The following is a 22,106-nucleotide window of genomic DNA, read 5'->3' on the forward strand; positions in this document are numbered from 1 at the left end:
GGGAGACCCGGATGAAGACTGACTGGAATCAGATCCGCGAAATGATGAACACCGTTATCGACAGCTGCGAGCAAATCGAAAACGCGGGCTACAGCGAGCAGCATCGATCGGCCACTGTCGAGATCAAAGGCCAGGAATACTCGGTGCAGGAGTTCCTGATCAGCGCCTGGACTTTACCGGAAAACATTCGTTACTCGATCATTCAGGAGCGTCACAATAAAGGCGTTGCCCTGCCCTATGTGCCTGAGTCTGCCCGCATACTGGTCGCGATGGCCCAGGCCTGCGCTGAGTTGATCGGTGCCCACGACGCGGCACCTGCGCAGCAGGCCATCCGAGGGATGAATCATTGGTACAGCAGCTATGCAGTGCCGAATATCAAGGCGGCGATTGAGAAGGCTGAGACCGGCGCGTGATTGGGTTGATGCCGGTCAGTTAGGGCCACCATTCTCTGGTTGGTCTGAAAGATCGCGGCGCCTGCATCGCGAGCAGGCTCGCTCCCACATTGGATTTTTGTTGTATCGAGACCGGGTTGGCAGAGTGGCTTCTCCAAACGGCTAAACACATAAGGATATGTATGTTTTCACGGAATAAGCTGGTCCCGGAGTTGATGGTCGCCGACATCAAGCAGAGCCTTGATTTCTGGACCTCGCTGATCGGATTTCGAGTGGCTTATGAGCGCCCGGAGGTGGGGTTTGCTTACCTTGATCTGGATGGCGCGCAAGTGATGCTGGAACAGCACGACCCTCTCGAAGGCCAGTGGGTAACCGGGGCGCTTGAAGCGCCCTTGGGCCGAGGCATCAACCTGCAGATTGCCGTCGATCTGGTCGAACCGATCCTGCAGCGTCTGGCCGCGGTGCACTGGCCGCTGTTCCGGACCTGTGAAGATGTCTGGTATCGAGCGGACGCGGTAGAGGTCGGGCAACGGGAGTTTCTGGTCCAGGATCCTGACGGGTATTTGGTTCGGTTGGGGCAACGTCTGGGGGAGCGAGCCTGCAGGCTGTGAAAGGCCGCGGTATCTGCTTGACCTCTTTAAGTAACTATCCTCCCCTACCTTTTGTTTAGAGCCCTAACCGCGCAATGAATAAACCGCCCTTCTTCGAAACCCTGACGGCCTCTCTGTTGGCTGCCGCGATCACGCTGGCCGGAACGGCCTGGATGACGAACAGTCAAAACGCCAGATCGGACAACGAGCGGTTTATTGATGGAGCACAAGAAACTGCTCAGGAGACCAGTCAGTTGCTGTATGCCGGGTACAACGAGTTGGAAAAACTGGTGCAGGTCTCTGAATCCCAAGGCTGGAAAGCACTTGCTAACTCCCCGCAAGAGCAAGCGTTCCTCGACTTCCATCGCCGTTGGCGCCAACAGTTGATTGCAGAGCACTTCAAGGTAGCCAGGTACTTTGGCAAGCACATGGCCAACGACTTGGTCCACATCGATAAGTTCGACCCCCCTAAGATAGGCGATCACAAACAAGCTGCGTCTTCTGACGTGGATCAAAATACCGACATGGCAACGCTTGCGGACCAGATCGAGTTTGCGTCACGCCTCATTTCGTTGACCCAGGATATTTTTGATGAAGCCCACGAACAAAAGCGCAGCGAGGATCTTTTTCCGGTGCTGCAAGATGGCATGAGGCACAAAGAACAAGCCAGGGCGCTGTTAAACCACTACGACACAGAAACCGTGCGGTATCTGCGCCGTATGGACGACTACATCACGCAACTGGGTAAGCCCAAAGTAACGGTCATTTACACTAAGGCCGACTGACGTGGCTTCAATCATGGTCCGCGCCAATTTCTTCGGACACCAAACCTGATCGCGCATCGACCGAACCTACAAGCGAAATACAGCGGCCCGGTGTGGCCGCCCTGAGTGCAGAAAGGGATACCTAGTTCCAAATACAAGAGAACAACCGGATCCTCTTCTACCGCCTGTTTGGTCCTCGGTAGTAAAATTCCACATGCCTCCCGCTAGAACGACACGAGGTAAACATATGAATGACTATGCCGGCAGTTGTTTGTGTGGTGCCGTGACCTATCGAATTCGCGCAGAGATAAAAGAGGCCGGCCATTGCCATTGCAGCCAGTGCCGGAAATTCCATGGCGCCGCGTTCGCGACTTACGTCACTGTCCCTCGTGCTGCGCTTGAGCGCGTGACGGGCGCGGAGGTCATTCGCGCTTATCGGTCATCGCCAACGGTGAGTCGAGAGTTCTGTTCCCTCTGCGGTTCCAGCCTGTTTTGGTCGAGTACCAGCGGGGAGCATCCCGAAAAGATTGCCGTGGCGCTGGGGACCCTCGACACGCCCTTTATGCCTGCTCGGCAGGAGCACATTTTCGTTGCGTCCAAGGCGTGCTGGGTGAGTATTGAGGATGATTGGCCGCAGACGCCGTAATGCTGGTCAGTTAAGGGAAATGCACAGTTCTGGGATGTAAACCAGAGAGCTTTGGCGCGGATGAGATTGCCAGGATCGCAGCCTGCGGCAGCTCCTACAAGTATTGCGTTCACCGGATAATTTGCGGGTGCATGCAATCCGCGTAGACACCGTCTTAACCCTCACCGGACAGGTTCCACTGCGCCCGGTATTCCATCAGGAAGTCGACAAAGGCCCTAAGCCGCAACGGGGTGTGGCGTCCGCCCGGGTAGAGCAATGTAAAGGGCCGGGATCGTCCGTGGAACGCTTCAAGGACTTCGATCAGGGAGCCTTGCGCGAGTTCTTTTTCAACGATGAATTTGTAGGTCTGAAACAGGCCTGCGCCGTGCTTGGCCAGGGTCACGCCGCCCAGTACATCGTCCGAGCAGCTGTAGCCGCCTTCGGTCAGCAGATCCTTGTCTTCGCCGTTGTCCTTGAACAACCAGGCGATGTGCCGGCCGCTGCTGGGCAGTTCGAATTGAATGCACTCATGCTGGTGCAGGTCGTCCAGAGTTTGTGGCGTACCGGCACGCTGCAGGTATTCAGGGCTGGCCACGGTGACCAGCTGCGCGTCTTCCAGATGGCGAGCGATCAAGCCTGAATCGGGCAAAACCCGGACCCTGATCGCCATGTCGTAGCCTTCCTCGATGAAGTCGATGTTGCGATTGCTGACGTGGGCCTCGACCTTGACCGCCGGGAACCGCGCTCTGAAGATCGGCAGTAACGGCAGGATGCGGTGATGGGCGTAGGTGGTGGGTACGCTGATGCGCAAGGTTCCGGAGGGCGTTTGCTGCTTGCCCATCACTTCCCGTTGCGCTTCGACCAGCTGCGCCAGGGCCTGGCGGCATTGTTCAAAGTACGCTCGGCCGCTTTCCGTCAGTTTGACGCTGCGGGTGGTTCGGGCGAACAGCCGCACGCCCATGCGCGCCTCCATCCGCGACACCGAGCGACTGACCGCCGCCGGGGTGACACCGGCGACCGCGGCTGCGGTGGTGAAGCTGCCGGACTCAGCCGCCAGGCAAAACAACTCGATGCTGCCCAGCTGAATATCTTCGAACTGTCGCTTCATGATTGATTACACCATGGATCAAATGAAGTGCTCGTACCTGTATTTATCAAACAAAGGTAAAGAAATACAGTGAATTCAACCCGAGCAGTTCCTTCCGAAAAAGGGCTCTGGGACAACCTATGAAACCTATTTTTTGCAGGTACCCAAAATGAACTCTCCAAGAACTGTGGTAATCACCGGCGCGTCGAGCGGCATTGGCCTGGGTCTGGCAAAGGCTTATCTGGAGCAAGGCTACAACGTAGTCGGCAACGCTCGTACTGAGCAGCGTCTGCGCGAGGCGGCCGAGCAACTGGGCAACTCCCCGCGCTTTATCGGCGTGGCCGGCGACATTGCCGAGCCGGATACCGCCAAGCGGCTGTTCCAGGCGGCCATCGAGGCCTTCGGTCAGGTCGATATCCTGATCAATAACGCCGGGATTTTTCAGGCCAAGCCGTTCATCGACTACAGCCCGGAAGACCTGGAAGCGATGATCAGCACTAACCTCAGGGGCTTCGTTTATCCGTCACAGGTTGCCGCAGCGCACATGATTCCGCGCAAGCAGGGCTTCATCGTCAACATTACCGCGAGCGTGGCCTTGCAACCGAATCAACAGGTACCGGCGACCTTGCCGGTGTTGATCAAAGGCGGGATCAACCAGGCCACTCGCGCCCTGGCGCTGGAGTTGTCACCCCATAACATTAAGGTCAACGCAGTGGCTCCCGGCATTGTCGACACCCCGATGCACAGCCCGGAACACCGCGAGTTCCTCAAGAACCTGCAGCCTCTGGGACGTATGGGCAACATCAGCGAAATCACCGATGCTGTGCTTTACCTGACCAATGCCGAGTTCACCACGGGCACAGTGCTGGCGGTGGATGGCGGGATGAGCAGCGGCAAGTGGTAAACAGTCTTGCCCGGGGAGCCGCCAACGGCTCCTCGGTTGAGGGTCAATCGAGTACATAACAGGAGCACGATCATGCCTTTCGTCAATGTGCGCATCACCCGAGACGGAGTTACCCGGGAGCAAAAAGCCCAGGTCATCGCCGAGATCACCGAAACCCTGGAACGGGTTTTGGGCAAGCGTCCCGACCTGACCCATATCGTTATCGAGGAAGTGGATACGGATAACTGGGGGTATGCCGGGATGACCACCACTGAGTATCGCAAGAACCTGAAGCCTGGATAGGGTCAGCCCTTGTGGCGAGGGAGCTTGCTCCCGCCGGCCGGTCCGCGCTCGGGCGCAGCAGTCGTAAAACCTGCAAATGCGGTGTGCCTGACGTACTGGGGTTGCAGGTTTAGGGGTGCTGCGCACCCCAGCGGGAGCAAGCTCCCTTGCCACAGACACCTTGACTCTGTCCCTAGGGACACACCCCATAGTTCCCGCCACCTTCAAGCGAGGAACTATCGATGGGCAAACTGTGTTTAGTGACCGGCGCCAACGGGCACCTGGGCAACACTCTGGTCAGGGCGCTGATCGCAGGCGGTGACCAGGTCCGGGCCGGCGTGCGGGATATCAGCAACACCGCACCTTTCTCAGGTCTGGACTGCCAACTGGTCTACGCCGAACTTCAGGACAAGGCGGCGATGCTCAAGGCACTGGAGGGTGTCGAGGTGCTTTACCAGGTGGCGGCGGTGTTCAAGCATTGGGCGAAAGATCCCCAGGCTGAAATCGTCGAGGTGAATGTCCAGGGAACCCGCACTGTGCTGGAAGCGGCGGCACAGGCCGGGGTCAAACGCGTGGTGTATGTCAGCTCCGTGGCGGCTGTCGGTCATGACGGCCAGGCGCTGTCTGAAGAGCGCTGGAATGACGACCTTCAAAACCCCTACTACCGCTCGAAGATTCTCTCGGAGCAAGTCGCCTGGCAGACCGCTCAAACCCATGGCCTGTGGATGGTCACGGTTTTACCCTCGGTCATGATTGGTCCGCATTGCTTTCGACTGACTGACACCATGCAGTTTCTGGCCTCGATCGAGCGGCGCAACATCCCCCTCGACCCCAACTTTCATTTCAACTTCGTGGATGTGCGCGACGTCGCCCAAGGTCTGATCCTCGCCGCAGAGAAAGGCCGGCTGGGCAATCGTTACATTCTGGCCAACAAGCACTCATCGCCGCTGGCCGAGATCATTGGCGCGGCCAATCGGGTCACTCCCGGCTATCGCGTACCGCCATCAATACCCAGATGGTTACTGCTCGGCGTAGCCTGGCTGAAAGAGCGTCTGGCCAGCGCGACCGGCAAACCTGCGAACTTGCTGGTGAACCAGGTCCGAATGTTCTACGGCATCAAGCAGGAATATGACATCTCCAAGGCCGAAACCGAGCTGGGCTATCGTCCCCGATCACCTGAAGAAGCCCTCAGTCTGGCGTTTGAATACCTGAAGGCGCAGCACAACGCTGTGCCGTATCCGCAGCAAATAGCCGATTGATTTCGCCTTTGAGCGCGATCAACTGACCATCCATTACCTGCAGCGCTTCGATTTGCGCCTGCAATTGAAGACGTTTGCTTTCAATGCCCTGATTGGCCAGTTCCAGTGGAAAGTGATCCAGGTTTTTCTTGGCTTCGATCAACGTACCCATCTCGCTGAGTTTGAAGCCCACCGACTGGGCCGTGCGAATGATGCGCACAATATCGAGATGATGCTGTGTGTAGACACGGTAGGTGCCATGGCGCTCTGGCTCGGGGAGCAAGCCGAGCTTTTCGTACAACCGAAGGGCTTTGGGCGTGCAGCCTGTAAGTTTGGCCAATTTCCCTATGTACATAGGTAATTCCTTTTACGGCGGTCCAATGGATGGCTCTCGCTATATGCCCGATAACTGCCGGCACCTGCCATTATTTCTTCACTCTGCGCGATATATCGCCAGAATAATTGCACTCCCTACATCCCCGCCTTCACCAACACCGGCTTCTCCTGATAACGCTCTGGATACAGCTGTTTGAGCTGCGCCACTTTCGGCAGATCGTTGATCACGATATAGGGATAGGTCGGGTGCTCGGTCAGGAAGTCCTGATGGTAGTCCTCGGCCGGGTAGAAGCCGTTGAAGGTTTCGAGCTTGGTAACGATCGGTTTGCTGAACGAGTGCGCGGCGTCGAGTTGGGTGATGTAGGCCTGGGCGACTCGCTGCTGTTCGGCGTTTGCCGGGAAAATCGCCGAGCGGTATTGGGTGCCGGTGTCGGGGCCCTGTCGGTTGAGTTCGGTGGGGTTGTGGGCCACCGAGAAGAAAATCTGCAGCAAGCTGCCGTAGCTGACCTGGGTCGGATCGAAGGTGACTTCGACGGCTTCAGCGTGGCCGGTGTTGCCATCGCTGACTTGTTCGTATTGAGCGGTGCTGGCGGTGCCGCCGGCGTAACCGGAGACCGCTCGTTTGACGCCTTTCACGTGCTGGAATACGCCTTGTACACCCCAGAAACAGCCGCCGGCGAACACTACGGTTTCGCTGGCGGATTGACCGGCCGGCAGATCCAGAGCCGGCGGGGCGATGGGGACGGCATCCGCTGTGGAGCCAAAGGAAAAGGCGGCGCATTGACCGATGAAGGTGGCGGCAGCGAGACCCAGCAGGACACGGCGCCAGGTTGATTGAAACGGGGTTTTCATGGTGATGACTCCAAACTACTGGATACAAAGCCCCCTGTAGGAGCGAGCTTGCTCGCGATGGACGTTAACGATAACGCGTGTTTTCTGAATAAATGCGTCGCCCTTGAGTCCATCGCGAGCAAGCTCGCTCCTACAACAGAGCCCCCAACACTCGTCGCTAAACGCCTGCAGTTTTCACCCAAAGGTAAACGCATACGCCGACACCTGCGGGTCAAGAAACTCGATGCTAAAGGTGCGCTCCGCCACGTCGCCCGGTTGGCGTACCAGTTGGTACAGCCGTTGCTCGGTCACGACTCCCGTACCGTCGGGGGCTACGTCGGTGCCATGGGCAGCGCCCGGAACCTGACCGTCGAGGGTAACTTTGAAGCGCACCGGTTTGCCGTCGGCGCCGGGACCCAGTACCAGATGCAAGTCCCGGGCATGAAAGCGGTAGACAATTTTCCCTGCCGGCGCTGCCAGGGTGGCCTGCTCGGCGCCGACCTTCCATTGGCCCTCCAGCCCCCACTCGTTGAGAGCAGGTTGGGTCGGTGGGCTGTAAGCCGCGACGCGGTCGGGCGCCAGGCTGGCGGCCGGGACAAAATGTTCCAGCCGTTGGTAGCCCAGATAGGTTTCCGGCGAGCGGACTTCGCTCATGTCCGCGGCCAATTGCACGCCCTGAGCCTTGGCGTCGATCAGACCGCCCGCCACTTGGGCGGCACCGGCCTCGCGCAACAACTGCTGGATCACCCGCTCCGACTCGGCATAGTTGCCCTCGCCAAAATGGTGATAACGGATCCGGCCCTGGGCATCGATAAAGTAGTGCGCCGGCCAGTACTGGTTGCTGAAGGCACGCCAGACCTTGTAGTTGTTGTCGATGGCCACCGGGTAGTTGATGCCCAGATCCTTCATGGCTTTGGTCACGTTGCCGACGTCACGCTCGAAGGCGAATTCCGGGGTGTGCACGCCGATCACCACCAGCCCCTGATCGCGATACTTCTCGGCCCAGGCTGTGACGTACGGCAAGGTGCGCAAGCAGTTGATGCAGGAGTAGGTCCAGAAATCCACCAGCACCACCTTGCCCTTCAACGCCTCGGCGCTGAGTGGAGCTGAGTTGAGCCATTGCACGGCACCGTCGAGCGATGGCAGCTTGCCTTCGATCGGCAGTGTCGCAGCGGCCATTTTCATCGCGCCACCGGCGGCCATCATGCTTGAGCCGGACTGCGGATTTTGCGCCATCATCGCCCCGCTGTTGCCCGGCGATTTGCCGGCCAGACGACCGACCAGCGCCTGTTCGATACCACCGGTAGAGGCCGTCGACAGCCGCGCCAGAATGCCGGTGTCCCACCCCAGGGAAATCGCCACTACGCCCGCCAGCATCAAAGCTCCCAAGCCACGGCGCAGCCATTCACCGGCGCCGATCGAGCGCTTCATCGCGGCGAAGACCTTACCGCCCAGCAGCAATGCTCCGGCGAGCGAAGTCGCGGCACCCGCGGCGTAGGCCAGCAACAGCAAGGTCGTGCCGATGTTGGCCCCTTGCAGCGCCGCGCCGGTCAACAACAGCCCGAGGATCGGCCCCGCGCACGGTGCCCAGAGCAGGCCGGTGGCGACGCCGATCAGCAACGAAGCGCCGGGACGTGGCCGGGTATCGGCACCCGCCGCTTCCGACAGCCGACCGCCGGCCGCCACCAGTGGCCGCGTCAGGCGCTCGGCGAGGCGCGGCAGCAACAGCGTCAGCGCGAATAGCGCTACAAACAACAACGCGAGCCAGCGACCATACTGGTTGACTTGCACCACCCAACCGCCGCCCACCGCCGCCAGAGAGGCGACCAGCGCGAAGGTCAGGGCCATCCCCGCCAGCAGCGGCAAGCCACTGCGCAAAAACGGTTGGCCGGTGCGAGCGAAGACAAAGGGCAATACCGGCAGAATGCACGGGCTGACAATCGTCAGCACGCCGCCGAGATAAGCGAGAACCAGGAGCCACATGGCGTCGACCTTATATGAAGTGAATGAACCGGCTTATGCCGACAGTGGTTTGAAGGCCAGGGCCAGACCATTCATGCAGTAGCGCAGGCCGGTCGGTTTCGGCCCATCGTCGAAGACATGGCCCAGATGGCCGCCGCAACGCCGACAGTGGACTTCTTCGCGCACCACCCCAAATGAGCGGTCCTGACGGGTCGCCACCGCATTGTCCAGCGGCGCCCAGAAACTCGGCCAGCCGGTGTGGCTGTCGAATTTGGTACTCGATGAAAACAGCGCCAGGTCGCAGCCGGCGCAGGCGAATACACCTTCACGGTGTTCATTGTTCAGCGAGCTGGTATAGGCGCGTTCGGTGCCTTCCTTGCGCAAAATGTCGTACTGCTCGGCACTGAGCAGCGCCCGCCACTCGACATCGGTATGAGTGACCTCGAAGGTTTCGCTGGCATTGGCATCGCTGAGCAAGGCCGGACTTGCCGTCCACCTGGGCAGCACGCCGATGGCCAGTGCCGCAACGCCCAGGCCGCCGCCCGCTATCAGGAACTGTCGCCGAGAAAACATGGCTCTCTCCAAAAAATCGCAGTGTTTTGCGTTAGAGACAGCCTAGGCTTGTGGTGGTCGCCAAATCCTCACGCCAAGTTAAACAATTCGTGATAACTCGGTCCCGGGAAAAGCCGCACAATAACCACATTGCCCAGCGCAGGATTGAGTTCCGATGGATCAGCCCAAACGTGTCCTGGTGGTCGAGGACGATATGCACATCGCCGACCTGATCTCGCTGCATCTGCGCGATGAGCAGTTCGAGGTGGTGCACAGCGCCGACGGTAATGAAGGCCTGCATCTGCTGGAGCAAGGCGGCTGGGACGCGCTGATCCTCGACCTGATGCTGCCGGGTGTCGACGGCCTGGAAATCTGCCGCCGTGCGCGTGCCATGGCGCGCTACACACCGATCATCATCACCAGCGCACGCTCGAGCGAACTGCACCGCATTCTCGGTCTGGAACTGGGGGCCGACGACTATCTGGCCAAACCCTTTTCGATGCTCGAGCTGGTGGCGCGAGTCAAGGCGCTGCTGCGACGGGTCGATGCGATGGCACGCAACCTGAAAATGGACGCCGGCAGCCTGATGGCCGACGGGCTGTTTATCGACCCGCTGACCCGCGATGTCTCCCTCGACGGCCGGCGCCTGGACCTCACCCCGCGCGAGTTCGACCTGCTGTATTTCTTCGCCCGCCAGCCGGGCAAAGTGTTCTCGCGCATGGACCTGCTCAACGCCGTGTGGGGTTACAGCCACGAGGGTTATGAGCACACCGTCAACACCCATATCAACCGGCTGCGGGCCAAGATCGAGGCCGATCCGGCACAACCCGTGCGCATCCTCACGGTGTGGGGCCGGGGCTATAAATTTGCATCAAAGGAGGATCAGTCATGAGGCTGACCCTCACCCAGCGCCTGTCGGCGGTGTTCGCCCTGCTGTTGCTGGTGTGCTGCGGCACCTCGGTGTGGATGCAGGTGCGCTCGAACAAAATGCATGAACTGGAAGTGGTGCAAGGGCTGTCCCGTGATCTGGCCCGGCACATTGCCCGCGACACCCAATTGATGGACGCCAATGGCTTGAAACCGGACGCCCTGCGCCAGTTGTTCAGCCAGTTGATGCTGGTCAACCCCAGCGTCGAGGTCTATCTGCTCGACGCCAACGGCCGCATCGTCGGCAATGCTGCGCCCGAGGGTCGCTTGCGCCGCGACAAGGTCGATCTGGCGCCGGTGCAGCGGCTGATCAACGGCGAGGCCTTGCCGATCCTCGGCGATGACCCGCGCAGTGTCGACGGGCGCAAGGTGTTCAGCGCGGCGCCGTTACAGGTCAACGGCCAACAGGCCGGCTACCTCTACGTGGTGCTGCTCAGCGAGGAACACGATCGCTTTGCCGAACGCGGCGCGACCAGCGCGGCCCTCAATACCGCGCTCTGGTCGATTGGTCTGGTGGCGCTGTTGTGCCTGATTGCTGGCCTCACCGCATTTGCCCTGATCACCCGGCCCTTGCGCCGGTTGACCGAGACTGTCGCGCATTTCGACATCAACGGTGCCCCGGTGGTCCCGCCCTCGCCGCCCGCATCAGACACAGCGCAAACAGCCAGCCATGACGAAATCGCCACGCTCGACGCAGCGTTCCGACAAATGCAGACTCGCCTCGGTGAACAATGGCGTTCACTGACGCGCCAGGATCAGGAGCGTCGGGAACTGGTGGCGAATATCTCCCACGATCTGCGTACGCCGCTGGCGTCGTTGCATGGGTATCTGGAAACCCTGTCACTCAAGGACGCCACGCTCACGTCTGCCGACCGGCGCCGCTACCTGGGCATCGCCCTCGATCAGAGCCGCAAGGTGAGCGGTCTGGCGCAGGCGCTGCTGGATCTGGTGCGGCTGGAACATGGCTTCGTGCAACCGGTGCTGGAGCGGTTTTCCCTGACCGACCTGGTGCAGGACGTGTTCCAGAAATTCGAGCTGACTGCCGAGGCGCGGCAGATCACCTTGAAAGCCACCTTCGCCCCCAGCGGGTCAGCGGTGTGTGCCGATCTCGGCCTGATCGAACGGGTGCTGACCAACCTGCTGGACAACGCCCTGCGGCACACGCCGCTCAGTGGTGAAGTCGAAGTCAGCCTCGTGCCCCAGGGGGCCTTCGTCGAAGTGACCATCAGCGACAGCGGCCCGGGCATCGCCGCCGAACTGCGCGAAGGCTTGTTCCTGCGTCCGTTCAACATCGGCGGCGCCCGGCGTGATGGCGGGCTGGGCTTGCGCATCGTGCACCGGATCCTGCAATTGCATGGTCGCGAGATCCAGCTGATTGATGTTCCCGGCCAGGGCGCGACCTTGCGCTTCTCGCTGCCGGTGGAAGAGGAAATGGCGGCGCAGCTGGCGATTCGCTCGATGAATCTGAATTCGCCGGGGAAGTAGTCGGCACAGGGTCCCCAAAAGATCGCAGCCTGCGGCAGCTCCTACAGGTACTGAGTACGCCCGTAATTCCGCGAAGAAACCGGCTCGGCGTAGGAGCTGCCGCAGGCTGCGATCTTGGCGATCTCACACGCGCCGTATCTCCCCCTTAATGCCCCCAGCGACTGACGTAGCGAATTATGGTCGCTTGTAGCTATCAAATCGATGGCGTACTACTGGCCCGCGCCCCCCTCTACCTGAACGAGATCAACGACCCATTCAAGCCAGAGGCATCCATGTATCACGACAATATAATTTATAAAAAAAAGTCCAATGATCCTCGATTCCTCCTCGGTGTAGCAGTGGTGCTGTTCCTCGGCGCGTACCTGATGAACCTCGGTAACAGCGCCATCAGTCATTTCGTCCAGCCGCTGTTCGGCAGTGAGCCCGACAGCCTGGCCTATCGCAATATCGCGGTCGGGCTGGCGATTGCCTTGCTGGGCACGCTGAACTTCCATGTGCTTGGGCGCTTGAAGTTCAAGGTGCAGACGACGGTGGTCTGGGTCGAGCTGTTTGTGTTGTTCATGGCGTTCTTCGATACCTTCGACCTCTCCTACTCCTTCATCCTGGATAAGGTCGGATTCCTGATCATTCAGGGCGCCGCAACCACCCTGTATATTTCCGCCCTAGCCATCATCATTGCCTTTGTCCTGGCGCTGATCGGTGCAGTGGCCAAGCTCTCGAACAACGGTCTGGCCAACGCCCTGGCGTCGTTCTATACCTCGTTCTTTCGCGGTGTGCCGCTGCTGATCCAGATCTACCTGATCTACCTCGGGCTGCCGCAATTGGGCTATGTGGTCGATGCAGTGCCCGCCGGCATCCTGGCTTTGTCCTTGTGTTACGGCGCCTACATGACGGAAATCTTCCGGGCCGGGATCCAGAGCATTCCGGTCGGCCAATGGGAAGCGTCACGGGCGCTGGGCATCAGCCCGTTCAAGACCCTGAGCCGGGTGATCATGCCCCAGGCGCTGAAGGTGATCATTCCGCCCACCGGCAATCAGTTCATCGCCATGCTCAAGGACAGCTCGCTGGTGTCCGTCATCGGCGTCTGGGAGTTGATGTACCTGGCCAAGACCCAGGGCCGCGCGGACTTCCGCCACCTGGAAATGCTGATCACCGCGGCGATGATTTACTGGGCCCTGTCATTCGTGCTCGAAAGGGTTCAGGCCAGGATCGAAAAACGGGTCAACCGATCCACTGCGAGGGGTTGAACCGGATGACAGGCACTATTACCGCCGAGCTGCTGCCAAACGAAACGAACCCGGTCGCCAAGGCCCGGGACTCGATGATTTCCATCACCGGCCTGAACAAGTGGTACGGCAACTTTCATGCGCTGCGCGACGTCGACTTGAACGTCGCCACCGGCGAAATCCTGGTGGTGTGCGGCCCATCGGGTTCGGGCAAGTCGACGATGATTCGTTGCATCAATCATCTGGAGAACTTCCAGAAGGGCCATATCAGCGTCAATGGCATCACCCTCACCAGCGAGGCCGAAAGTGTCAGCGCCGTGCGGCGCGAGATCGGTATGGTGTTCCAGAGCTTCAACCTGTTCCCGCACCTGAGCGTGCTGGATAACCTGACCCTGGCGCCGCAACTGGTGCAGGGGGTCTCCTCCAGCGAAGCCAAACGTCGGGCACAGGTGTATCTGGAACGGGTACGAATTGCCGAGCACGCCCACAAATACCCGTCACAACTCTCCGGCGGTCAGCAGCAACGGGTCGCCATTGCCCGGGCGCTGTGCATGAATCCCAAGGTGATGCTGTTCGATGAGCCGACCTCGGCTCTCGATCCGGAGATGGTCCATGAAGTGCTGGATGTCATGGGCGAACTGGCGAATGACGGCATGACGATGATTTGTGTCACCCACGAAATGGGCTTCGCCAGCAAAGTGGCTGATCGCATCCTGTTCATGGATCAGGGGCAGGTCATCGAGCAAGCCACGCCGGCCGAGTTCTTCAAAAACCCGCAAACCGAACGCGCCCGAAAATTTCTCTCACAGATCATCGGTCACTGACTTTCCGTTCCTGAACACCCAGCCCTATAACAATAAATACGGAGATGGACATGCTCACGAATAAACGTGCTGTAACGCTCGCGGCCTTGATGTCGGTGCTGTTTGTCGGCGCCGTCAACGCCGGTCCGGTCCTCGATAAAATTCACAAAGATAAACTGATGACGGTCGCCACCTCCGCCACCTGGCCGCCGCAGGGGTTTATCAACGACAAGAATGAAATCGACGGTTTCGATATCGACGTCTCGAAAGAAATCGCCAAGCGCCTGGGGGTGGAAGTGAAATTCGTCACGCCCGATTGGGATGTGATCACTGCCGGTAAATGGAACGGTCGCTGGGACATGTCCGTCGGTTCCATGACCGCCACCAACAGCCGCGCACGGATCCTCGACTTCCCCGCCACTTATTACTACGTGCCGTATGTCTTCGCCGTGCATAAAGCCTCGACCCTGAACAACCGCGCTGCGCTCAACGGCAAGGTCATCGGCGTCGAAGGCGGGACCACTTCCGAGGACTTCCTCAACCAGTCCCTGGCCATCGAAGCGACGGACGTTCCACCGTTCAAGTACGACGTGAAAGCCGGGAAGCTGAAAACCTATTCCGGTTCTCTGGGGCCGCTGGATGACCTGCGCCTGGGCGACGGCGTGCGTCTGGACGCCATCCTCACGCAACAAAGTACCCTGGAGGCGGCGGTGAAAAAGAGTTACCCACTCAAGGCCGTTGACGGCAGCGTGGTGTTCTACGAACCGCTGGCGATCGCCATCGACAAGGGTGACCCGGAGCTGAAAGCCAAGCTGGGCGAAGTCATCGGCGCCATGCACAAGGACGGCACCCTGACCAAGCTGTCCAACAAGTGGTATGGGGTCGATTATTCGACGGTGAAGTAATCGGGTGACCGGGGGAGTTTCAATAATTCCCCGGCCTTTGTGTTGAGGCTTGAATCGCCAAGATCGCAGCCTGCGGCAGCTCCTACGGGGATGACTATGCCTTTTCCGAAAACCTGGTACGCCCAGACCTCGCTCCCGCGCGAGCCCAGAGCCGAACTGCTGGCCGATGCAGAATGTGATGTGTGCATCATCGGCGCCGGAATCGCTGGTTTGACCGCGGCAGTGGAGCTGACCCGACGCGGTAAACGGGTGATCATCCTTGAGGCACACCAGATCGGCTGGGGCGCCTCGGGGCGCAACGGCGGCGTGGTCTCCCCTGGTTGGGCGCAGGGATCCGGCGCGATCCGCAAGAAGCTCGGACTGGAGAGTGCCAGGACCTTGTTCCAGATGTCGGTGGAGGGGGTGAATATTGTCAGGAGCAATATTACTGAACTGGCGCTACAGGGCTGCGACCCGTCTCCCGGGACGATTCAGGTCAAACGTTACGATGACCGCGTGGCGGTGAAAAACCACGTCGAGAGCATGCAGCGCGATTTCGGTTATCCATTGAATTTCCTCGATACCGAGCAGGTACGGGCGCTGGCCCATACCGAAAAGTACTTTCAGGGCATCGAAGATCCACAGGCCATGCACTTCCATCCGCTGAATTATTGCCTGGGGCTGGCCAATGCCATCGAAAGCGCCAACGGGCGGATTTTCGAACACTCGAAAATGCTCGCCTGGCGCCGCGAAGGCGCCGTTAAAACGGTACAGACCGCCCTCGCCAGTGTGCGCTGCAAGGACCTGATCTTCTGCGCCGGCGGTTACGGCGGCAGCGAACTGCAGAAGTTGAGCCGGGCCTATCTGCCCATCGCCACCTATGTGGTGCTGACCGAACACCTGGGCGCCTCGATCAAAGACATCCTGAACTCCGGCGCGGCCTTTTCCGATGACCGTCGCGCCTCGGATTACTACCGGGTGGTCGAGGACGACCGCCTGCTGTGGGGCGGCCGTATCACCACCCGCAACGAACAGAACGAGCAAGCCCTGGCCAGCATGCTCAAGCACGACATGGTCTCGGTGTATCCGCAGCTGGCATCGGCGAAGATTGAATTGGCCTGGTCCGGGCTGATGGGTTATTCAACCAACAAGATGCCGAACCTGGGCCTGCTTGAACCCGGCGTCTGGGCTTGCACCTCGTTTGGCGGCCACGGCTTGAACACCGGTTCCATCGGCGGCCGGGTGATTGCCGAGGCGGTGTGCGGCGAGAGCGACCGTTATCAACTGTTCAAACCCTACCTGCTGGACTGGAATGGTGGCCCGTTCGGATTGCTCGCGGCCAATGCCATCTATCAATCGCTGAAGGTCATGGACTTTATGCAGGAACGGCTGCGTAACCGCTGAGGCGTGTGCTTGCCGGGCGATTGAACAATAAAATTCACGTTTTCAACGAGTGACGGACTTCTAGCGCAGCCCGACCAGGGCTCCCAGCTGCGACTTGACCCAATCGCTGAAGGCCTGCACCACCGGGCGCTCGACTTTCTGCTGATCGGCGACCAGGTAGTAACCGCGGTTGGATTCGATTTCGGTTTCGAACGGACGCACCAGAAGCCCATTGGCCAATGCCTCGCCACTGATCAGGTTGTCGCCCATGGCAATGCCCTGCCCGGCGATGCAGGCCGACTGCACAAAGTGCGCGTCGGCAAACACAATCCCGCGCTGCACATCCACATTCGGTGCGCCGGCGGCCGCCAGCCAGACTCGCCAATCGGAATAATCGATCATGTGCAGCAGTGGCGCGCCGACCAGGTTTTCCGGGGTTTTCAAACCGCCCATGGAGTTGACCAGGCGCGGGCTGCACACCGGAAAAAACCGCAGCGAGACGATTTTCTGCACATGTTGATCAGGCCAGTCGCCCATACCGTAAGCGATGAACAGGTCGGCCGTGTCGTCACTGGTGTCATCCGGCGTGCGCGGTGAAATCAGCTGCAGTTCGACCTGTGGATAAAGCGCCTGGAATTCCGCGATATGGCTACACAACCAGTAAGTCGCAAACCCCGCCGGGCTGCTGATGCACAGCCGCCCGCTGACCTGCTGGCCATCGAAGCGCTGGCCCGCCTCAAGGATATTAGCCAACAACAGATGGATGTCCCGGGCATAACGCTCACCCTGCCAGGTAATGCGGATAGTGCGCCCGGTGCGTTCGGTCAGGGCGAAGCCGAGGGTCTGCTCCAGGCTCTTGATCTGGTGGCTGATGGCGCTGGGCGTGAGGTTGAGCTCGCTGGCGGCGGCGGACACGCTGCCCAGCCGGGCCACCGCATCCAGCGCCCGCAAAGCGGTCATCGAAGGGAAACGCATAGGTCGGGATCACGCAACGGGAGATGCCTTTCACGATAACGGGAATTGCCCGACAGACATAGCCAGCAAAACCTCAGGCTTATCAGGCAACTGTTGAATTTAATTTCACAATTACACAAAAAACCCTCGATTGACCCTCGTGTGCCATTGGCTATTCTCGGCAGCCACCACCCCCGACTGTGATGCCCGGCACGAGCCTGTGGGAGCGGGCTTGCTCGCGATGGACGTTAACGATAACGCGTGTTTTCTGAACAAACGCGCCGCCCTTGAATCCATCGCGAGCAAGCTCGCTCCTACAAAGGCCTCACACCCGCTGGCACTGATCAAGAGGTTTGCTCCCGTGACCGCTTCAGACCAATTCAATTCGACTCACTCCGTTGTCGCTCCGTACGCCGAACTGGTGCTGCACAACGGCCGTTTCTATACCCTCGACCCGGCACAACCCTGGGCCGAAGCGGTGGCCATTCGTGACGGGCGCTTCATTGCCGTAGGCAGTCTTGAGTCGCTGCAAGCGCTGATCGGCCCAAGCACCCGCCAGCACGACCTGGACGGCGCCTTCTGCATGCCCGGCCTGCACGACATGCACACGCACCCGGATCTGGCGCTGGCACCGCGTTACAGCGACGACCTGGATGTCGGCATCGAAGATCCGACGCCCGAGCAACTGGTCGCGGCAATCCACGCCTACGCCGATACTCACCCCGGTGACGGCTGGATCTACGGTCAATACTGGGTCCGTTACACCTTCCGCGAAGCCGGCCTGACACCTGGCCGCGAGTGGCTCGACAGCGTGATGCCGGATCGTCCGGTGGCGCTGCTCGACCGCATGTGGGGGACCATGATGGTCAACTCCAAGGCCCTCGAACTGGCCGGCATCGACCGCCACACCGCCGACCCGCGCAACGGTTACATGGAGCGCGACGAGCTGAGCGGCGAACCCAATGGCCTGTTGATCGATGGCGCCTACGCCATGATCCACGCCGCGATGCCGCCGACACCAGTGGATGTACTGCGCCGGGCTTATCGCGATGGCGTGCATTTTCAGACTTCCCGTGGCGTCACCGCGACAAAGTATGTGCATGTCTGCGAACGGCGTCTGGAGGCGCTCAAGGAACTGGATGACGCCGGGGAGCTGACCTTGCGCGTGGAAGCCGCAATCAGCTGGCAGGACGATATCTTTCCGGTCCGCCGCCGTTGGGAGTTGCTCAGTGGCGAACGGTATTACTATCGCAGCGCCCGCCTGAACGCCAACGCGGTGAAGTTCCACTTCGACGGCACCGTGGAGCCCAAGTCTTCGTACCTGATGACCCCTTGGTCACAAGAGTCGAACTGGCGCGGCAAGCTCAATCTGACCCCGGAACACATCACCGACATGGTGGTGGATATGGACCGTCGAGGCCTGCGAGTGATCGCCCACTGTACTGGCGACGGTGCTTCCGACGTGTTCCTCGATGCGGTCGCCGAAGCCCGACGCCGCAACGGTTACAGCGGCATTCGCCATCAGTGCGCCCATAGCACCCTGCTGCATCCCGGCAACCTGAAGCGCTTCAAGGAGCTGAACGTAATTGCCGAGTTCTCCCCGGCCGCCTGGTACCCGACGCCCTTTGCCAGCGGTGCACGTTCCGGCTACGGCCAGGAACGCCTCAAGCGCATTTATGACTTCAAAGGGGTGCTGGCCGCTGGCGGTATCGCGGTGATGGGTACCGACTGGCCGGTGGCCTCGATCGATCCGTGGCTGGCGCTGGAAACCATGGTCACCCGGCAGAACCCCTGGAATCAGGAACCGGACTGTTTCGGCGAACCGATCACCCTGGAACAGGCGCTGCACGTCGCGACTCTCAACGGTGCGCACGCCATGGGCCTGGAGCATCTGACCGGCAGCCTGGAAGTCGGCAAGTCCGCCGACCTGATCGTGCTCGACCGCGACCTGTTCGCCCAGGCGCCGCGCAACTACATCCATCGCACTCAGGTGCAGCTGACCTTTGTCGAAGGCCGGCCGGTGTACGACCGCGAATCAAGGTTCGCCGACACTCCGCTCAAAGCGGTCTGGCAAGGTCAACCTCCCGTCATTGAGGGGCTAGCTTGATGAACCTACCAAGCATCCCGGTGACGGTGGTCGCCGGGTTCCTCGGCGCCGGCAAAACCACCCTGCTCAACCGTATGGTCCAGGGCGCCGACAGCGGGCGCATGGCGGTGATCGTCAATGACTTCGGCGAGCTGAACATCGATGCCGCAATCATTGCCGAAGTCACCGACGCGGTGTACAGCCTGCAAAACGGCTGCATCTGCTGCACCGTGCAGGAAGACCTGCTGGCGCAACTGGCCAGCCTCGCACAGCTGCAGCCGCGACTGGAGCGGATCGTTATCGAGTGCAGCGGCGTGTCCGATCCGCAACGCATCGTGCAAACCCTGGGTTATCCGCAACTGCGTAGCCACTTGCATCTGGATGCAGTCATCACCCTGGTCGATGCCACCGGCTATCTCGCACTGGAAGGCGAGTTCGCCCGATTGTCCCGCGCCCAGGTGGCCTGTGCCGATCTGGTGCTGCTGAACAAGGCCGACCTGGTCGACCCGGCCGAACTGCAAAGCATCCACGCGTCTCTCGGCAGCCGCGCGCCAGTGTTCGACACCGTACAAGCGGAACTGCCGGAGGTGTTGCTGCTATCGGACCGTAGCAACCGTGTCGGCCTGAAAATCACCCCGCTGCCGGAGCGCCATGACCAGCTGTTCGAAAGCTGGGTCTGGAACAGCCCGCACCCGCTACCGCCCAAGGCCTTGCGCGAATGGCTGGCCAGGCTGCCCAAAGATATCTTCCGCCTCAAGGGGCTGGTGCAGCTGCAAGGCAACGAACAGCCCTACTGGCTGCAGCACGTCGGTGCCCGCAGCCAATTCAGCCTGGCCATCGGGCAAACGCCGGAACACGCCGTACAACTGGTGTTCATCGCTCGACGCGGCTGTGGGCTCCGGGAAATGCTGGAGGCGGCGTTGGTGGATATTCAGGTGGTGTGATGCGGGAACTGGTGGCATCTGTGGCTGGCGGCATATCTCGCAACAATCTGATCTACGCCAGCCCCCTCGTATCTTTCACATGCAGTACTACGCTGGGTTTCATCGTCTTGAAGTACCTCTTCGAGCAACTTTTTGACTCTCACGGAACCCATATGGAAGATCAGATCAATCCTGCTTTACCAGCAGAACGACCGCTCATAGGGAGCACCTTGCCAATACGTACTCATTTCTGTACGTTTAAGCCATTGAGCGAGGATCCTGTCATGCAAACCATCAACTACACCAATGCCCGCGCGCACCTATCTGAAACCATGGATCGAGTGAACGAAGATCGTGTTCCGCTGCTGGTGACACGTCAAAAAGGCGAACCTGTAGTCATGATCTCTCTTGCCGAATACAACGCCCTCGAAGAAACCGCTTACCTGCTCCGCTCCCCCGCCAACGCCGAGCGCTTGATCAAGTCGATCAACAGCCTTCGCGCCGGAAAAGCCAAAGCCAGGCAACTGATTGAAGAATGAAGATTCTCTTTACCCCCGAAGGCTGGGATGACTACCTCTGGTTCCAGCAGAACGATAAGGCCGGCCTCAAGCGCATCAACCTATTGATCAAAGCGATCCAGCGTGATCCCTTCGACGGACTTGGTAAACCTGAACCACTCAAACATAACCTCAGCGGATTCTGGTCACGCCGGGTAACGGCGGAGCATCGCTTGGTCTATGGGATAGAGGACGATGAAATGCATATTCTGATGTGCCGATATCACTACTGAACCACCGTATTAAAGCTGTCTGCTGCTGGGGCTAGCGCAATCACTCAGGGTTCTAGGTCCGTTCTGCGTACGGGCGATCACTTTGTATCGGGCGCTGTTATCGCTGCAGCACGAATCTGGCAGCACAGCCGTTAAAAATGGTCCCTCAGGCATGGTTCCTTGACGCCGCGCCACAGCCACCCTGAAAATGCCCGGCGCTTTTCCGTCTCAAACCCTGTTAAACGAAGTAGTGAAATTTCAATGCCTGATTCCAACACCGATGAATCCGTAATCAGCTTGTCGTCCAAAGCCGAATACGAAAACGCCATCAATCTTTCGCAGCATGTGCCGCAGGCCAAGACCATCAGTGAAATGGTGCTCGATGCTTTCCACACATCGAAGGAAAGCGACCAGATTCGTGAGTTACGCAATGCGATTCGCCACGCACATGACCAGTTTGACGACGACAAAGCCTACGACCTGATGGGCGAGCTGAAACAGCTCAAAGACGCAGAGGCGGCCGACAGCGCGGCGCTGGAAGACTTGAGCACGAAATTCTCCATCAGCCGGATCCTCTCCTGCTTCAAGGACGACCCTGAATTCCAGGAGCTGGTGTACGGCCTGGCGCTGAAGGTGTTGAACCACACCCACCAGGCGGTGAAGGATCCATCCGGCGGCAAAACCAAAACCGCTCGCGCCAAGAAAGAAGTCGAAGTGTTCTCCATCAGCAAGGACGGCGTGAGCGTCACCCTGCCCCTGCGCACTCCCCGCTCCAAACCGAACGTAGACCGTGAAGCCTTCGAGTTCCTCGGTTTTGCATTCGTCGGTGAAGGCGATCAGGCCGAGCTGGAAACCGAGACCTTCATCGACAACGAAGGCACCGAACAGCCCGTTACCCGCAAAAGCATCATCGCCGCCCTGCAGCAGCAGAGCGCGTTCGACGGTTACAGCATCGTTCAGCAGTAACGCTGGAAGATCAAAAGATCGCAGGCTGCGCCAGCTCCTACACCGACCGAGTACACCTGTGAAATTGCAGGAACACGCGGTCCTGTAGGAGCTGCCGCAGGCTGCGATCTTCTGCTTTTAATCGGAGCAAAAAAAGCCCCGCTCTTCACATCGAAGGC

At 59.7% G+C, this 22,106-nt stretch carries 24 protein-coding genes; 18 read left to right on the forward strand and 6 right to left on the reverse strand.

Features of this window, described 5'->3' with window-relative positions:
* Positions 1–11 precede the first annotated feature (11 nt).
* The 4 genes from ACA064_RS26895 to ACA064_RS26910 all read left to right on the forward strand — a co-directional run bounded on the left by ACA064_RS26895 (position 12) and on the right by ACA064_RS26910 (position 2,392).
* Positions 12–413, forward strand: coding sequence for a hypothetical protein (locus ACA064_RS26895; RefSeq protein ID WP_497670834.1), 402 nt, complete (start codon positions 12–14; stop codon positions 411–413).
* A 161-nt stretch (positions 414–574) separates the two neighbouring features.
* A complete protein-coding gene (locus ACA064_RS26900) occupies positions 575–1,003 on the forward strand; it encodes a bleomycin resistance protein (RefSeq protein ID WP_497670835.1) in 429 nt (142 codons plus the stop codon).
* A gap of 74 nt (positions 1,004–1,077) precedes the next feature.
* The gene (locus ACA064_RS26905; RefSeq protein ID WP_497670836.1) at positions 1,078–1,767 is read left to right on the forward strand and encodes a hypothetical protein; all 690 of its coding nucleotides are present in this window, start codon (positions 1,078–1,080) and stop codon (positions 1,765–1,767) included.
* Between the two features lie 226 nt (positions 1,768–1,993).
* On the forward strand, positions 1,994–2,392 hold the full coding sequence (locus ACA064_RS26910; RefSeq protein WP_497670837.1) for a GFA family protein: 399 nt from the start codon (positions 1,994–1,996) through the stop codon (positions 2,390–2,392).
* A 154-nt stretch (positions 2,393–2,546) separates the two neighbouring features.
* Here ACA064_RS26910 and ACA064_RS26915 read toward each other — a convergent pair whose 3' ends face one another.
* On the reverse strand, positions 2,547–3,479 hold the full coding sequence (locus ACA064_RS26915) for a LysR family transcriptional regulator (RefSeq protein ID WP_497670838.1): 933 nt from the start codon (positions 3,477–3,479) through the stop codon (positions 2,547–2,549).
* Between the two features lie 148 nt (positions 3,480–3,627).
* On the opposite strand from ACA064_RS26915, the gene ACA064_RS26920 reads away from it, so the two are divergent.
* The 3 genes from ACA064_RS26920 (at position 3,628) to ACA064_RS26930 (ending at position 5,882) form a co-directional block, all read left to right on the forward strand.
* Positions 3,628–4,362: an SDR family NAD(P)-dependent oxidoreductase gene (locus tag ACA064_RS26920; protein ID WP_497670839.1), complete on the forward strand. Its 735-nt coding sequence runs from the start codon at positions 3,628–3,630 to the stop codon at positions 4,360–4,362.
* 72 nt (positions 4,363–4,434) lie between these two features.
* The gene (locus ACA064_RS26925; RefSeq protein ID WP_497670840.1) at positions 4,435–4,644 is read left to right on the forward strand and encodes a tautomerase family protein; all 210 of its coding nucleotides are present in this window, start codon (positions 4,435–4,437) and stop codon (positions 4,642–4,644) included.
* Between the two features lie 221 nt (positions 4,645–4,865).
* Positions 4,866–5,882, forward strand: a complete 1,017-nt coding sequence (locus ACA064_RS26930; RefSeq protein WP_497670841.1) for an NAD-dependent epimerase/dehydratase family protein — start codon at positions 4,866–4,868, stop codon at positions 5,880–5,882.
* On the opposite strand, the gene ACA064_RS26935 is transcribed toward ACA064_RS26930, so the two are convergent.
* The 4 genes from ACA064_RS26935 to msrB all read right to left on the reverse strand — a co-directional run bounded on the left by ACA064_RS26935 (position 5,812) and on the right by msrB (position 9,563).
* The gene (locus tag ACA064_RS26935; RefSeq protein WP_497670842.1) at positions 5,812–6,216 is read right to left on the reverse strand and encodes a MerR family transcriptional regulator; all 405 of its coding nucleotides are present in this window, start codon (positions 6,214–6,216) and stop codon (positions 5,812–5,814) included. The two genes, ACA064_RS26930 and ACA064_RS26935, sit on opposite strands and share 71 nt — an antisense overlap.
* Before the next feature lie 116 nt (positions 6,217–6,332).
* Positions 6,333–7,049 (reverse strand): peptide-methionine (S)-S-oxide reductase MsrA, encoded by a 717-nt coding sequence (msrA, locus tag ACA064_RS26940; protein WP_497670843.1) that lies wholly within the window; start codon positions 7,047–7,049, stop codon positions 6,333–6,335.
* Between the two features lie 174 nt (positions 7,050–7,223).
* Positions 7,224–9,011 (reverse strand): cytochrome c biogenesis protein DipZ, encoded by a 1,788-nt coding sequence (locus tag ACA064_RS26945; protein WP_497670844.1) that lies wholly within the window; start codon positions 9,009–9,011, stop codon positions 7,224–7,226.
* A 33-nt stretch (positions 9,012–9,044) separates the two neighbouring features.
* A complete protein-coding gene (gene msrB, locus ACA064_RS26950; protein WP_497670845.1) occupies positions 9,045–9,563 on the reverse strand; it encodes a peptide-methionine (R)-S-oxide reductase MsrB in 519 nt (172 codons plus the stop codon).
* Between the two features lie 154 nt (positions 9,564–9,717).
* On the opposite strand from msrB, the gene ACA064_RS26955 reads away from it, so the two are divergent.
* The 6 genes from ACA064_RS26955 to ACA064_RS26980 all read left to right on the forward strand — a co-directional run bounded on the left by ACA064_RS26955 (position 9,718) and on the right by ACA064_RS26980 (position 16,271).
* Complete coding sequence (locus tag ACA064_RS26955) at positions 9,718–10,434, forward strand: response regulator transcription factor (RefSeq protein WP_497670846.1); 717 nt, start codon at positions 9,718–9,720, stop codon at positions 10,432–10,434.
* A complete protein-coding gene (locus ACA064_RS26960) occupies positions 10,431–11,954 on the forward strand; it encodes a sensor histidine kinase (protein ID WP_497670847.1) in 1,524 nt (507 codons plus the stop codon). The genes ACA064_RS26955 and ACA064_RS26960 overlap by 4 nt, the downstream gene beginning before the upstream one ends.
* Positions 11,955–12,226: 272 nt before the next feature.
* Positions 12,227–13,201, forward strand: coding sequence for an amino acid ABC transporter permease (locus ACA064_RS26965; RefSeq protein WP_497670848.1), 975 nt, complete (start codon positions 12,227–12,229; stop codon positions 13,199–13,201).
* A 5-nt stretch (positions 13,202–13,206) separates the two neighbouring features.
* Entirely contained in the window at positions 13,207–14,004 is a 798-nt protein-coding gene (locus ACA064_RS26970; RefSeq protein WP_497670849.1) for an amino acid ABC transporter ATP-binding protein, read from the forward strand.
* A 50-nt stretch (positions 14,005–14,054) separates the two neighbouring features.
* Positions 14,055–14,888 carry a transporter substrate-binding domain-containing protein gene (locus tag ACA064_RS26975; RefSeq protein ID WP_497670850.1) on the forward strand — a complete coding sequence of 278 codons (834 nt, stop codon included), beginning with the start codon at positions 14,055–14,057 and terminating at the stop codon, positions 14,886–14,888.
* Positions 14,889–14,984: 96 nt separating this feature from the next.
* Positions 14,985–16,271 carry an NAD(P)/FAD-dependent oxidoreductase gene (locus ACA064_RS26980; protein WP_497670851.1) on the forward strand — a complete coding sequence of 429 codons (1,287 nt, stop codon included), beginning with the start codon at positions 14,985–14,987 and terminating at the stop codon, positions 16,269–16,271.
* Between the two features lie 60 nt (positions 16,272–16,331).
* Here the strand turns inward: ACA064_RS26980 and ACA064_RS26985 are convergent, their stop codons facing one another.
* Entirely contained in the window at positions 16,332–17,225 is an 894-nt protein-coding gene (locus tag ACA064_RS26985) for a LysR substrate-binding domain-containing protein (protein ID WP_497670852.1), read from the reverse strand.
* 340 nt (positions 17,226–17,565) lie between these two features.
* Between ACA064_RS26985 and ACA064_RS26990 the strand changes: the two genes are divergently transcribed.
* The 5 genes from ACA064_RS26990 (at position 17,566) to ACA064_RS27010 (ending at position 21,948) form a co-directional block, all read left to right on the forward strand.
* The gene (locus tag ACA064_RS26990) at positions 17,566–19,311 is read left to right on the forward strand and encodes an amidohydrolase (protein WP_497670853.1); all 1,746 of its coding nucleotides are present in this window, start codon (positions 17,566–17,568) and stop codon (positions 19,309–19,311) included.
* Positions 19,311–20,234, forward strand: a complete 924-nt coding sequence (locus ACA064_RS26995; RefSeq protein WP_497670854.1) for a CobW family GTP-binding protein — start codon at positions 19,311–19,313, stop codon at positions 20,232–20,234. The genes ACA064_RS26990 and ACA064_RS26995 overlap by 1 nt, the downstream gene beginning before the upstream one ends.
* Positions 20,235–20,497: 263 nt before the next feature.
* On the forward strand, positions 20,498–20,752 hold the full coding sequence (locus tag ACA064_RS27000) for a type II toxin-antitoxin system prevent-host-death family antitoxin (RefSeq protein WP_497674339.1): 255 nt from the start codon (positions 20,498–20,500) through the stop codon (positions 20,750–20,752).
* On the forward strand, positions 20,749–21,003 hold the full coding sequence (locus tag ACA064_RS27005) for a Txe/YoeB family addiction module toxin (protein ID WP_489357707.1): 255 nt from the start codon (positions 20,749–20,751) through the stop codon (positions 21,001–21,003). The genes ACA064_RS27000 and ACA064_RS27005 overlap by 4 nt, the downstream gene beginning before the upstream one ends.
* Positions 21,004–21,243: 240 nt before the next feature.
* Positions 21,244–21,948: a hypothetical protein gene (locus ACA064_RS27010; RefSeq protein WP_497670855.1), complete on the forward strand. Its 705-nt coding sequence runs from the start codon at positions 21,244–21,246 to the stop codon at positions 21,946–21,948.
* Positions 21,949–22,106: the final 158 nt, after the last annotated feature.

Source organism: Pseudomonas sp. LBUM1658 (assembly GCF_059716055.1).